The organism is Stenotrophomonas maltophilia, from assembly GCF_004920835.1.
Taxonomy (GTDB): Bacteria; Pseudomonadota; Gammaproteobacteria; order Xanthomonadales; family Xanthomonadaceae; genus Stenotrophomonas; species Stenotrophomonas maltophilia_AQ.
Genome location: NZ_QFHO01000002.1, coordinates 1 through 12573, shown reverse-complemented (window position 1 = coordinate 12573; position 12573 = coordinate 1). Strand labels below are relative to the sequence as shown.

Annotated in this window: 13 protein-coding genes and 1 pseudogene; 5 read left to right on the top strand and 9 right to left on the bottom strand. The window is 66.6% G+C overall.

Features of this window, described 5'->3' with window-relative positions:
* Positions 1 to 36 precede the first annotated feature (36 nt).
* Positions 37 to 834 carry an AraC family transcriptional regulator gene (locus DI041_RS01565; protein ID WP_136640022.1) on the top strand — a complete coding sequence of 266 codons (798 nt, stop codon included), beginning with the start codon at positions 37 to 39 and terminating at the stop codon, positions 832 to 834.
* 99 nt (positions 835 to 933) lie between these two features.
* Here the strand turns inward: DI041_RS01565 and dnaJ are convergent, their stop codons facing one another.
* The 4 genes from dnaJ to hrcA form a co-directional block, all read right to left on the bottom strand.
* Positions 934 to 2064, bottom strand: coding sequence for a molecular chaperone DnaJ (gene dnaJ, locus DI041_RS01560; protein WP_004153270.1), 1131 nt, complete (start codon positions 2062 to 2064; stop codon positions 934 to 936).
* Positions 2065 to 2218: 154 nt separating this feature from the next.
* The gene (gene dnaK, locus DI041_RS01555; RefSeq protein ID WP_012510757.1) at positions 2219 to 4144 is read right to left on the bottom strand and encodes a molecular chaperone DnaK; all 1926 of its coding nucleotides are present in this window, start codon (positions 4142 to 4144) and stop codon (positions 2219 to 2221) included.
* A gap of 181 nt (positions 4145 to 4325) precedes the next feature.
* Positions 4326 to 4841 carry a nucleotide exchange factor GrpE gene (gene grpE / locus DI041_RS01550; protein WP_136640023.1) on the bottom strand — a complete coding sequence of 172 codons (516 nt, stop codon included), beginning with the start codon at positions 4839 to 4841 and terminating at the stop codon, positions 4326 to 4328.
* Positions 4842 to 4904: 63 nt separating this feature from the next.
* A complete protein-coding gene (hrcA, locus tag DI041_RS01545) occupies positions 4905 to 5969 on the bottom strand; it encodes a heat-inducible transcriptional repressor HrcA (RefSeq protein ID WP_046983365.1) in 1065 nt (354 codons plus the stop codon).
* 114 nt (positions 5970 to 6083) lie between these two features.
* On the opposite strand from hrcA, the gene recN reads away from it, so the two are divergent.
* Positions 6084 to 7745, top strand: coding sequence for a DNA repair protein RecN (gene recN / locus DI041_RS01540; protein WP_136640024.1), 1662 nt, complete (start codon positions 6084 to 6086; stop codon positions 7743 to 7745).
* A gap of 124 nt (positions 7746 to 7869) precedes the next feature.
* Here recN and DI041_RS01535 read toward each other — a convergent pair whose 3' ends face one another.
* The gene (locus tag DI041_RS01535; RefSeq protein ID WP_046983367.1) at positions 7870 to 8787 is read right to left on the bottom strand and encodes a LysR family transcriptional regulator; all 918 of its coding nucleotides are present in this window, start codon (positions 8785 to 8787) and stop codon (positions 7870 to 7872) included.
* A 97-nt stretch (positions 8788 to 8884) separates the two neighbouring features.
* Between DI041_RS01535 and DI041_RS01530 the strand changes: the two genes are divergently transcribed.
* Positions 8885 to 10141: an SGNH/GDSL hydrolase family protein gene (locus DI041_RS01530; RefSeq protein WP_136640025.1), complete on the top strand. Its 1257-nt coding sequence runs from the start codon at positions 8885 to 8887 to the stop codon at positions 10139 to 10141.
* A 63-nt stretch (positions 10142 to 10204) separates the two neighbouring features.
* Here DI041_RS01530 and fur read toward each other — a convergent pair whose 3' ends face one another.
* Positions 10205 to 10612 carry a ferric iron uptake transcriptional regulator gene (gene fur, locus DI041_RS01525; protein WP_005409235.1) on the bottom strand — a complete coding sequence of 136 codons (408 nt, stop codon included), beginning with the start codon at positions 10610 to 10612 and terminating at the stop codon, positions 10205 to 10207.
* Between the two features lie 103 nt (positions 10613 to 10715).
* Between fur and DI041_RS01520 the strand changes: the two genes are divergently transcribed.
* Complete coding sequence (locus DI041_RS01520) at positions 10716 to 11108, top strand: outer membrane protein assembly factor BamE (protein WP_012510752.1); 393 nt, start codon at positions 10716 to 10718, stop codon at positions 11106 to 11108.
* A 36-nt stretch (positions 11109 to 11144) separates the two neighbouring features.
* Here DI041_RS01520 and DI041_RS01515 read toward each other — a convergent pair whose 3' ends face one another.
* Both DI041_RS01515 and DI041_RS01510 read right to left on the bottom strand, forming a co-directional pair.
* Positions 11145 to 11402: an RnfH family protein gene (locus tag DI041_RS01515; protein WP_100468243.1), complete on the bottom strand. Its 258-nt coding sequence runs from the start codon at positions 11400 to 11402 to the stop codon at positions 11145 to 11147.
* A gap of 3 nt (positions 11403 to 11405) precedes the next feature.
* A complete protein-coding gene (locus DI041_RS01510) occupies positions 11406 to 11831 on the bottom strand; it encodes a type II toxin-antitoxin system RatA family toxin (protein WP_012510750.1) in 426 nt (141 codons plus the stop codon).
* Positions 11832 to 11888: 57 nt separating this feature from the next.
* On the opposite strand from DI041_RS01510, the gene smpB reads away from it, so the two are divergent.
* A complete protein-coding gene (gene smpB, locus DI041_RS01505; RefSeq protein ID WP_040007975.1) occupies positions 11889 to 12392 on the top strand; it encodes an SsrA-binding protein SmpB in 504 nt (167 codons plus the stop codon).
* Between the two features lie 70 nt (positions 12393 to 12462).
* Here smpB and DI041_RS01500 read toward each other — a convergent pair.
* A pseudogene (locus DI041_RS01500) lies at positions 12463 to 12573 on the bottom strand (IS110 family transposase); the annotation flags it as partial.

Here is a 12573-nt window from a genome sequence, read left to right as displayed (position 1 = left end):
CGGTTGCACCTTCCTCCCTTCTGCCGCGTTCTGGTCATGGCCTATCGCAAAAAGGACATCACCTGCCCGGTCCGCGAAACCGCTCCCTGGCGGGAGGTGCCGATACAACGACCGGTGACCTGCCGTGCCCGCCATTACCAGGCCGGCACGCATATCTCGCCGCACAAGCACCGCCGCCACCAGTTGGTCTATGCGCAGTCCGGGTTGATGGTGGTGCGCTCGGAAGTCGGCCGCTGGGTAGTGCCTTCCACCCGTGCGATCTGGGTGCCTGCCGGCATTGCCCATGCGGTGGACTGCATTGCCGAGGTACACATGCGCAGCCTGTATGTGGAGCCGGGGTTCGCGCCACACCTGCCTGCCGAAGCTTTCGCGATACAAGTGGCCCCCCTGCTGCGTGAACTGCTGCTGGCTGCCAGCCTGATCGAGGGCGCGCACGAGGACGACAGCCGCGATGGCCGTGTGGTGCGCCTGCTGCTGGACGAACTGCGGCGGATGGATGCGCTGCCGCTGCACCTGCCGGAACCGTCCGATCCCCGCCTGCTGAAGATCTGCCTGCACATCCAGAAGCATCCTGCGGATGACGCAACGTTGCAGGACTGGGCGCAGGCACTGGCGGTGGACGTGAAAACCATCCAGCGTCATTTCGCCAGCGAACTGGGCATGACCTTTGGCCAGTGGCGGCAGCAGGCGCGGCTGCTGGCAGCAATGGAACGGCTGGCGCTCGGCGAAAAGGTCATCGATGTCGCACTGGCGATGGGCTATGACAGCCCGAGTGCATTCACCAGCATGTTCAAGCGCCAGCTCGGGCAGACGCCGGCGGCGTTTTTCCGTTGACCCGGCGAACGGCATCCATGCCTGGCGTGGATCTACCGCACCACAAACGAAAACGCCGGGCACGGCCCGGCGCTACCGTTCAACGTTTCCGTTGAAGAATCAGGACGTCATCCGGTCCCAGAAGCCCTTCACGCCATCGATGAAGGTCGCCGACTTCGGCGAGTGCTTGCGCGCATCCTCACCGTTGAAGGTCGCCTCAAACTGCTCCAGCAGCTTGCGCTGATCGTTGGTGAGGTTGACCGGGGTCTCCACCACCACACGGCAGTACAGGTCGCCTTCGCTGCGGCTGCGCACCGAACGCACGCCCTTGCCGCGCAGGCGGAACAGCTTGCCGGTCTGGGTCTCGGCCGGGATGCGGATTTCCGCTTCACCGCCGAGGGTGGCCACGCGCACGGTGTCGCCCAGCGCGGCCTGCGAGATGCGGATCGGCACTTCGCAATGCAGGTCGTCGCCATCGCGCTGGAAGATCGCGTGCTCGCGTACCCGCACTTCCACGTACAGATCGCCTGGCGGCGTACCGGCCGGACCGGCCTCGCCTTCGCCCGACAGGCGGATGCGGTCGCCGGTATCCACGCCCGCCGGCACCTTCACCGACAGCACCTTGTCTTCCTCGACACGGCCGTTGCCGTGGCAGGTCTTGCAGGGCTTGGCGATGATCTGGCCGCGGCCGCCGCAGTTGTGGCAGGCCTGCTGCATGGCGAAGATGCCGCGCTGGATGCGCACCTGGCCGCGACCATGGCAGACGTTGCAGGTCTCGACCTTGCCGTCTTCGGAGCCGCTGCCATCGCAGTCGCCACATTCGGCCAGGGTTGGAATTTCGATGCGGCGCTCGACGCCACGCACCGCTTCTTCCAGGTCCAGCTCCATCACGTAACCGATATCGGCACCACGGCGGGCCTGGCGCGGGCCACCGCCGCCTGCACCACCAAAGATGTTGCCGAAGATGTCGCCGAAAATATCGTTCATGTCCGGGCCGCCCGGACCGCCGCCACCGCCCATGCCGTGCTCAAACGCGGCGTGGCCGTGGCTGTCGTACATGCGGCGCTTGTTGCCGTCGGACAGCACTTCGTAGGCTTCCTTGCACTCCTTGAAGGAGGCTTCGGCCGCCGCATCACCCGGGTTGCGGTCCGGGTGGAACTTCATCGCACAACGGCGGTAGGCCTTCTTCAGCTCTTCGTCGTTGGCAGTGCGGGCAACGCCCAGCACTTCGTAGTAATCGCGCTTGCTCATATCGTGGATCGCATTCCGGAAAGTCGGGATTCGTCAAAGCGGAAGAGCGGAACCAGGTCCGCTCTTGCGTCGGGCGCCCCGACACGCCAGAGGGCGGTCAGGACCCTGGTACGACAACGGGACGCTGGCAGGCAGCGTCCCGCGTCGGTCCGGATCAGGACTTCTTGTCGTCCTTGACTTCGGTGAACTCGGCATCCACCACGTCATCCTGCGCCTTGCCCGCATTGCCGGCGTCGGCGCCCGGGGCGGCACCGCCCTGCTCGGCCGAAGCAGCGGCGAACAGCGACTGGCCAGCTTCCTCCAGCACCTTCGACTTGGCTTCGATCTGCGCCTTGTCGTCACCCTTCATCGCGGTTTCCAGGTCGGCCAGGGCCGCTTCCACCTTGCCGATGACATCGCCGCCAACCTTGCTGCCGTGCTCGGTGATGGCGCTGCGGGTGCCGTGGATCAGGGCATCGGCCTGGTTGCGGGCCTGCACCAGCTCCTGGAACTTCTTGTCTTCTTCGCGGTTGGCTTCCGCGTCGGCGACCATGCGTGCGATCTCTTCCTCGGACAGACCCGAACCGGCCTTGATCTCGACCTTCTGTTCCTTGTTGGTCTTCTTGTCCTTGGCCGACACGTGCAGGATGCCGTTGGCGTCGATGTCGAAGGACACTTCCACCTGCGGCAGGCCGCGCGGGGCCGGCTCGATGCCGGACAGGTCGAACTTGGCCAGCGACTTGTTGAAGCGGGCCTGCTCGCGCTCACCCTGCAGCACGTGCACGGTCACGGCCGACTGGTTGTCCTCGGCGGTGGAGAACACCTGCGAGGCCTTGGTCGGGATGGTGGTGTTCTTTTCGATGATCTTGGTGAACACACCGCCCATGGTTTCGATGCCCAGCGACAGCGGGGTCACGTCCAGCAGCAGCACGTCCTTGACGTCGCCGCCCAGCACGCCGCCCTGGATCGCAGCACCCAGTGCCACGGCTTCGTCCGGGTTGACGTCCTTGCGCGGTTCCTTGCCGAAGAACTCGGTCACCGCCTGCTGCACCTTCGGCATGCGGGTCTGGCCACCGACCAGGATCACTTCGCTGATGTCGCTCGAACGCAGGCCGGCATCGTTCAGGGCGACGCGGCACGGCTCGATCGACTTCCTGATCAGTTCTTCCACCAGCGACTCCAGCTTGGCGCGGGTCAACTTGATGTTCAGGTGCTTCGGACCCGACGCGTCAGCGGTGACGTACGGCAGGTTCACTTCGGTCTGCTGGGCGCTGGACAGCTCGATCTTGGCGCGCTCGGCAGCATCCTTCAGGCGCTGCAGGGCCAGCGGATCCTTGCGCAGGTCGATGCCCTGGTCCTTGTTGAACTCTTCAACCAGGTACTCGATGACGCGGTTGTCGAAGTCTTCGCCACCCAGGAAGGTGTCGCCGTTGGTGGCCAGCACTTCGAACTGCTTCTCGCCGTCGACATTGGCGATCTCGATCACCGAGACGTCGAAGGTGCCGCCGCCCAGGTCGTAGACAACGATCTTGCGATCCTTGTTGTCGCCCTTGTCCAGGCCATAGGCCAGCGCGGCCGCGGTCGGCTCGTTGATGATGCGCTTGACGTCCAGGCCGGCGATGCGGCCAGCGTCCTTGGTTGCCTGGCGCTGGCTGTCGTTGAAGTAGGCCGGCACGGTGATGACCGCTTCGGTGACCTTCTCACCGAGGAAGTCCTCGGCGGTCTTCTTCATCTTCTCCAGCACCTTGGCCGAGATTTCCTGCGGTGCCATCTTCTTGGCATCGCTGGTGGCCACCCAGGCATCGCCATTGTCATGGGCCAGGATGCTGTACGGGACGTGCGCGATGTCCTTCTGCACTTCGGCGTCGGTGAACTTGCGGCCGATCAGGCGCTTTACCGCGTAGAAGGTGTTCTTGGGGTTGGTGACGGCCTGGCGCTTGGCCGAGGCACCCACCAGGACTTCGCCGTCCTTGGTGTAGGCGACGATCGACGGAGTGGTGCGATCGCCTTCCGAATTCTCGATGACGCGGGCCTTGCCGCCGTCCATGATCGCCACGCACGAGTTGGTGGTGCCGAGGTCGATACCAATGATCTTGCCCATGGGGGAGACTCCTGAAGAATGCTGTTTAGGTCAGTCCGGCCGTTCGGCCGGTGGATGAATACGAAGTGGGGGAGGCCCGTGGAACATTCAAGCCATCCTCCGAACGCTGTGTTTCCGGTTGTCCGGCGCGTTCAGCGTCGGGTCGGGCGCGGGCCGTGCCCGCCTCCCGGCCCCGCGGGGGTCAGTCGGCCGCCACCACCACGAGCGCCGGCCGCAGCAGGCGCTCGTTGAGCAGGTAGCCCTTCTGGAACACGGTCACCACGCTGCCCGGGGCGGCACCCGGAGTCGGCACCTGGCTGATGGCCTGGTGATGCTCCGGATTGAACGGCTGGCCGGTCGGGTCCAGCAGGACCAGGCCGTTGTCGCCGGCGACCTTCAGCAGCTGCCGGTAGGTCAGCTCCAGGCCTTCACGCAGCGGATGGGCATCATCGCCGGCGGCCTTCAGGCCGGCATCCAGGCTGTCGAACACCGGCAGCAGCTCGCCCAGCAGCTTCTCGTTGGCGAACTTGCGGGCCTGCTCGATGTCGCGGGCAACGCGCTTGCGCTGGTTCTCGAGGTCGGCGCGTTCGCGCAGTACATCGGCCTTGACCTGCTCAAGCTCGGCGCGCAGGCGCTCCACTTCGTCGCTCACGCCGGCGGCGGCGGCCGCATCGGCGGCACTCTGCTGGGATTCGATATCTGGATGTTCGTGGTTCATGTCTGGGTCCCTGGCGGTCAATCTCCGCCTCCACCCACCCTAGTGTGGGCGGGATGCTGCGTTTCAAGCGTCGGATGTTCCGGGAGTACGCCCGGCCGGTGAAAAGGCCGCGCCGAGCACATCGGCGGTGGCCTGGACCAGCGGGATCATGCGGTCGTAGGCCATCCGCTTGGGCCCGATCACGCCCAGCACGCCCAGCACCTGGCCATTGGCGGTGTACGGGGCGGTGACCAGCGAGACGCCCTGCAGCGGCATCATCCCTGTCTCCTCACCGATGAAGATGCGCACGCCCGGGGCCTGGATGGTGCGCTCCAGCAGCTGCAGGATCTCGCGTTTGCTGGAAAACAGCTCGAACAGCTCACGCAGTCGCTCCAGGTCGGACAGGTCCTGTACTCCCATCAGCCGGGTCTGGCCGGCCACCAGCATGTCGTCGGCCGGCGGCTGCAGGGCCTGCTCGGCCAGCTCGATGCTGTGCGCCAGCAGCTGCTCCAGCTCCGAGCGGGCGTCGCGCAGCTCCAGCAGCAGGCGGGTACGGATCTCGGCCATCGGCAGGCCGGCGAAATGGGCATTGAGGTAGTTGGCGACCTGCTCCAGCTGGCCTGGCGCGAAGTCCTGACGGGTCTCGATGACGCGGTTCTGCACCTCGTTGTCGGCGAACACCAGGATCGCCAGCACCCGGCGTCCATCCAGCGCCACGAAATCGATCTGGCGGAAGGCGAACTGCTCGCGTCGTGGCGCGCTGACCACGCCGACGAAGTGGCTCATCGCCGACAGCAGTTCCGAGGCGCTGCCGAGCAGGGCCTGGGTGCTGCCGCCGCCCGCCAGTTCCTGACGCAGGCGGGCCAGCTCGCCCTCGCCCGGCGGCTGCATCTGCAGCAGGCTGTCGACGAACACCCGGTAGCCATGCGCGGTCGGGACGCGCCCGGCCGAGGTATGCGGCGACGCCAGCAGCCCCAGGTCTTCGAGGTCGCCAAGGATGTTGCGGATGGTGGCCGGGCTGACCTCCAGGCCGGCCACGCGCGCCAGCGTCTGCGAGCCGACCGGCTCGCCGTCCTGGATGTAACGCGCGATCAGCGTGCGCAGCAGATGGCGCGCACGCGGGGCAAGCTGGTCGGGAGAACCGTGCATGGAATCAACCTGTGAGACACGGACACTAGATAATGGCGGCGCATCACCTTGGCAAGTCATTGGACCTCCCTCGCCCACGTGCTAGCGTTGCGCGGCTGCTGATACCCCTTACCCATGCTCAGACATCTTTCGATCAAGGATTTTGCCGTTGTCCGCGCCACCGAACTGGAGTTCGGGCCCGGCATGACGGTCGTTTCAGGCGAGACCGGCGCCGGCAAGTCGCTGATGGTCGACGCCCTGGGCTTCCTGTCCGGCCTCCGCGCCGACAGTGGCGTGGTCCGCCACGGTGCCGCGCGCGCCGAGCTTTCCGCCGAATTCGCGCTGGACCAGCTGCAGGCCGCACGCCAGTGGCTGGCCGACAACGAGCTGGACGATGAGGAACAGTGCCAGCTGCGGCGGGTGATCCGCGCCGATGGCGGTTCACGTTCGTGGATCAACGGCCGCCCGGTGACGCTGGCACAGCTGGCGGACCTGGCCGGATTGCTGGTCGAAATCCATGGCCAGCATGAGCAGCAGGCCCTGCTGACGCGTCCGTCGCAGCTGGCCCTGCTCGACGCCTATGCCCGCAACGAGGACGAGCGCCGCCAGGTGCGCCGTGCCGCCGCCGCCTGGCAGACGCTGGTCGACGAATCGCTTGCCCTGTCGCAACAGGGCGACGTCAGTGACCGGATCGGCTTCCTCGAACACCAGCTGCGCGAGCTCGACCGCGAGGACCTGGAGCCGGAGTCGATCACCGCACTCGGCGCCAGCCACCGCCGCCAGGCCCATGCCAGCGCCCTGTTGAGCGCCTGCCAGGCGGCCAGCAACCAGCTCAACGGCGACGACGGCAGTTCCGCACTGGACCTGCTGCAACAGGTCCGCCATGAGCTGTCGAGGCTGATCGAGCACGACCCGCGCCTGGGCGAGGTGGACGGCCTGATCGAGAACGCCTCGATCCAGCTGCACGAAGCCCTTTCGCTGCTGGACCGGGTGCACGATGACCTCGATGCCGACCCCGAGCAGTTCGAAGAGAACGAGCGTCGCCTCGGCCGACTGCACGACCTGGCCCGCAAGCACCGCGTGCCGATGGACGAGCTGGGCGCGCAGCGCGAGCGCATGCATGCCGAAGTGGAACAGCTGCGTGGCGCCGACGAGCGCCTGCAGCGCCTGGCCGGCGAGATCGACAAGGCCGCCGCCGCCTGGCGCGTACAGGCCGACGTACTGTCCGCCAGCCGCCGCAGCGCTGCTGCCGAACTGTCGGCCACCACCTCCGGCATTATTGCCGAGCTGGGCATGGGCGGCGGCCAGTTCCTGATCGAGCTGGAGCCGCAGGACGCCGGCAAGCCCGATCCGCAGGGTGCCGAACGCGTGGAATTCCTGGTCGCGGCCAACGCCGGCCAACCGCCGCGCGCGCTGCGCAAGGTGGCCTCCGGCGGTGAACTGTCGCGCATCTCGCTGGCCATCGAAGTGGCCGCGCTGGACCTGGATGCGGTGCCGACCATGGTGTTCGACGAGGTCGACTCCGGCATCGGCGGCGCGGTGGCTGACATCGTCGGGCAGAAGCTGCGTGCGCTTGGCGAGAAGCGCCAGGTTCTGTGCGTGACCCACCTGCCGCAGGTCGCCTCGAAGGGCCATGCGCACTACCGGGTCAGCAAGGCGCCGGTGGAAGGCATGACCCAGAGCGCAGTGGAAAAGCTGGACAGCAAGGCGCGCGAAGAAGAACTGGCACGCATGCTCGGCGGCGTGGAAGTGAGCAAGGAAGCGCGCGCCGCCGCACGCAAGCTGCTGCAGGTCTGAGGCCCGCTTTTGTAGCGTCGGGCCATGCTCGACTTCCGCACGGTAGTGCCGGCCGCTGGCCGGCACCCCGACGCGGTTGGGCGAAGATCGTGAGGTTGCCGGCCAACGGCCGGCACTACCAGGCTCACCCCAACGGCCGCGCCAGATCCACCGTTTCCACCAGGAAATCGAGGAACGCGCGTACGCGTAGCGGCAGGTAACCGCCCTGCCCCAGGAACACTGCGTGCACCTCTTCGAGGTCACCGGGATTGGCCGCTTCCAGCACCGGCAACAGGCGTCCGGCAGCGATGTCCTCCTGCACCTGATAGGTCGCCAGTCGCGCCATGCCCAAGCCCCCCAGCACCAGCTGACGCAGTGCATTGCCGTTGCTGGCGCGGGCATTGCCGCTGGGCAGCAGCATCCGCTCGCGCCCTTCCTGCAGCAATGGCCAGCCCTGCATCGCACGCGCATGGCCGATGTCCAGACGGTTGTGCGACAGCAGCTCTTCAGCGTTGCGCGGCAGGCCGTGCCGCTGCGCATAGGCCGGTGCGGCCACGATCATCATCCGCGTTGCGCCCAGCCGTCGCGCGACCAGGCTGGAACTCTTCAGTGGGCCGGCGCGCACGGCCACGTCGGTGCGCTGCTCGAGCAGGTCGATCACCTCGTCATTCAAGGTCAGGTCCACCCCGACCTGCGGGTTGCGCTCGAGGAACGCCGGCAGCAGCGGCAACAGGAAATGCTGGCCGAACGGCACGTTGGAATTGACCCGCAGCCGTCCGCGCGGCTCGGCATGCGCGCTGGCGCAACGCTCGGCCTCCTCCAGGTCGGCGAGCACGCGCAGGCCACGCTCATAGAACGCGCAGCCCTCCGGGGTCAGCTGCAGCTGGCGGGTGGAACGCTGCAGCAGGCGCGTGCCCAGCCGCTGCTCCAGCCGTGCCACCAGCTTGCTGACTGCCGACGGCGTCATGTCCAGCGTACGGGCGGCGGCGGAAAAGCCACCGGTCTCGATCACCCGCACGAACACTTCCAGTTCGCCGGATCGGTTGATGTCGGGTCGTGCCATGGCTATGAATACAGTTCACAGATGATTATCCATGCGCAGTCTAGTTCACAGATCACTGCGGAATCACCATGGCGCTCCCTCCTCCCGGGATTGCCCGATGAACCGCTTCAGCCAGCTCACCGCCGCCGCGTTGATCACCCTGTCCGGCGCTGCCAGCGCCGCCCCTGCCCCGCACTGGGTCGCCAGCTGGCAGGCCAGCCCGCAGCGGGTGTGGGGCGCGGATTTCCTGTTTCCCACCCTTATTCCGGCCGAGCTGCATGACCAGACCTTCCGCCAGACCGCGCGTATCAGCCTGGGCGGCCCTCGGCTGCGGGTGCGACTGAGCAATGCCTACGGCACCCAGCCGCTGCGGATCGGAGCGGCGAGTGTGGCGGCACAGGCAGGCGCAACGCCGCAGCCACTCCGTTTCGACGGCCAGCCCGGCGTGCTGATCGCCCCCGGCCAGGAACGGCTGAGCGATCCTCTGCCACTGGCCACCAAACACCGCCAGGCCCTGCAGGTCAGCGTCTACGTGCCCGGACCAATCCCGTTGCAGACCTTCCATTGGGACGGCCGCCAGACCAGCTGGATCGCCGAAGGCGACCAGAGCCGAACCCTCGACCTGCAGCGGGCCAGCCCCAGCACTGCCCGGTTGTTCCTGACCGGCATCGAGGTCGAGGCGGCGGCCAGCGCGCGCAGCGTGGTGGTGATCGGCGATTCAATCACCGACGGCGCTACCGCCAGCCTCGACCAGGACCAGCGCTGGACCGACCATCTGGCGGCGCGCCTGGCACCGCAAGGCGTGGCCGTGGTCAACGCCGGCATCTCCGGTGGCCGGTTGCTGCGCGACGGGATGGGGGACGCCGCCCTCAGTCGCTTCCAGCGTGACGCGCTGGACCAAGCGGGCGTGGCCAGCGTGATCGTGCTGATCGGCATCAACGACATCAGCTGGCCCGGTACCGCCTTCGCCCGGAACCAGGTGCGGCCAACGCTGGCCGAACTGCAGGCTGGCTATCGCGCCTTGGCCGACCAGGCCCGTGGCCGGGGCCTGCGCATTCTGGTTGCCACCCTGACGCCGTTCGCCGGCGCCCTGCCCGGCACGCCGCTGGACGACTACTACCAGCCGGAAAAAGAAGCGCTGCGCCAGCAGCTCAATGCCTGGCTGCGTACCGGGAGCCCGTTCGATGCGGTGATCGATCTGGATGCCGCCCTGCGCGACCCGGCGGATCCGTCACGGATGGCTGCCGCCTATGACTCCGGCGACCACCTGCACCCGGGCGATGCGGGCAACCAGGCGATGGCCGAGGCGGTGGATCTGGACGCCGTGCTGGGCAGGCCGGGGTCGGATCCCCTTCCCGCAGGGAAAGGGCACTGACCCCATCAACGAAAAACCCCGGGCAGGCCCGGGGTCTTGTCGCATCCAGCTGGCCGGAACGGCCTACTTGCGCTTCTTGCGCACGTACAGCACCAGCGAGTGCTCTTCCAGCTCGTAGCCGTGGTCGGCTGCGATCTTGCGCTGCAGCTCCTCGATCTCGTGGCTTTCGAACTCGATGATCTTGCCGCTGTCCACGTCGACCATATGGTCATGGTGGCCACCACGGTCCAGCTCGTAGACGGCCTGGCCGCCTTCGAAATTGTGCTTGAGCACGAGGCCGGCGGCCTCGAACTGGGTCAGCACCCGGTACACCGTGGCAAGGCCGATCTCGTCGCCGTGCTCGAGGAGCTGGCGGTAGATATCTTCGGCGGTCATGTGGTGCTGGGCGTTGCGCTGCTCGAGCAGCGCCAGGATCCGCATCCGCGGATGGGTCACCTTCAGGCCGACTTTACGCAGGTCGTGGGTTTCCATAGGTCTCCGTTCATTGGCGATTTAGCGCCAGCTGCCTCGGATTGGGTCGCGGTGGCACGCCGGGAGTGTATCATCGGTTTGATTTCCCCAACCGCCAGTCCCGATGCGCAATCTCCTGTTGGTCGCCGCCGTCGCCCTGTCCACCACCGGGTGCGGCATCATCTACAAGCAACCCATCTATCAGGGCAACCTGATCCGGGAAGATGCCGTGGCCAAGCTGCAGGTCGGGCAAAGCAAGCAGCAGGTCACCGCGCTGCTGGGCACCCCGTCCATTCCCGACCCGTTCCATGCGCAGCGCTGGGACTACACCGCCAGCCAGCGCGTGAACCGCCTCGGCCGTACCGAGGTGAAGAACTTCACCGTGTTCTTCGAGAACGACAACGTGACCCGTTGGGAAGGCGAGTATTTCCCGGGCAACGACAAGGCCCTGGCCCAGCAGACCGTCCGCCAGTTCGGCCGCAACCTGCCGAAGGACAAGAAGAAGAAGGGCCGCTGAGGCCCCCTGCCCGTCCACGCGGACGGGTTGCGGGAATCAACCGCCGAGCGCGCGACGCCGGCGGTTGTCCTTGGGGTCGGCCAGCAGCGGGCGTAGCAGCTCGATGCGGTCGCCATCCAGCAGTACCTGCTGCGGGCGCGCCAGTACGCCGTGCACGGCCACGGCCGGGCATCCAGCACTGCCTTCCAACGCGGCAGCGACAATGGCTTCAGCCACGGTGGCGCCCTCTTCCAGCTGCAGCCGGCGCGAGAGCACCTGTCGCGGCCAGGCCAGCACCACCTCGACCTCGATCATCGTTCAGGCCTCGTCGGCGACGCGGACGAAGTCGTTGACCATGCGGTCGGCCAGCCCCTGGAAGCCGATCGCCAATGCCGGGCCAAGCAGCCGCGAGCTGGGCTCGAACTCCAGGGTCAGGGTCACCTTGCAGGCATCCTCGGCCAGCACATGGAATTCCCAGCGGCCGTGCAGTTGCTTGAACGGACCGTCACGCAGCTGCATGTCGATGCTGTGCGGGCGCTGCAGGGTGTTTTCGGTCTGGAACCAGGTACTGAACGAGCCCAGGCCCAGGTCCAGGCGCGCGACAAGGCGGTCCTCGCCCTGCTCCAGGATCTGGGCAGCCGAGCACCAGCGGAAGCGGCGCGGATAAGCCTGGACATCGTTGACCAGGTCGAACATGCGTGCGGCCGAATGTTCGACCAGGGCGCTGCGGCGGATAGTTGGCATGAATACAGGACGTTTCGGCAATCGACCGGGCGGGCCCGAATCGGAGACAATACGGAAATGAGCAAGAACAGCGGCAAGGATAAAGCAAAGAGCGCGACGGCCAACAAAACCATCGCGTTGAACAAGCGTGCCCGTCACGAGTACCACATCGAAGATCGCTTCGAGGCCGGCCTGGCCCTGCAGGGCTGGGAAGTGAAGTCGATCCGTGCTGGCCGCGGCAACATCGTCGACGCCTACGCCTACGTCAAGGATGGTGAGATCTTCCTGATCGGCGCGCAGATCACCCCGTTGATCCAGGCCTCGACCCATGTGGTGGCCAATGACCGGCGCGAGCGCAAGCTGCTGCTGCACCGGAGCGAGATCGACAAGCTGGTGGGCAAGGTCGAGCGTGATGGCTACACGATCGTGCCAACGGCGATGTACTGGAGCAAGAACAAGATCAAGCTGGAAGTGGCGCTGGCCAAGGGCAAGCAGACCCACGACAAGCGCGATGCCGCCAAGGATCGTGACTGGGCGATCGAGAAGCAGCGCGTGATGCGTCGCGGTAACCGCGACGCGTAAGGCCCTTGCACATGACCATGTAGAGTCGAGCCATGCCCGACTGCCTTGGCCTTCTGTAGCAACTGTCTTGTCAGGCGGAGGCCATCTGGGCCTCCGCATCCCTTTTGCGGGCGTTGAGGATCACCAGCATCTTGCGCATCACCGCGACCAAAGCCACCTTGCCCGGCTTGCCCTGCTTGAC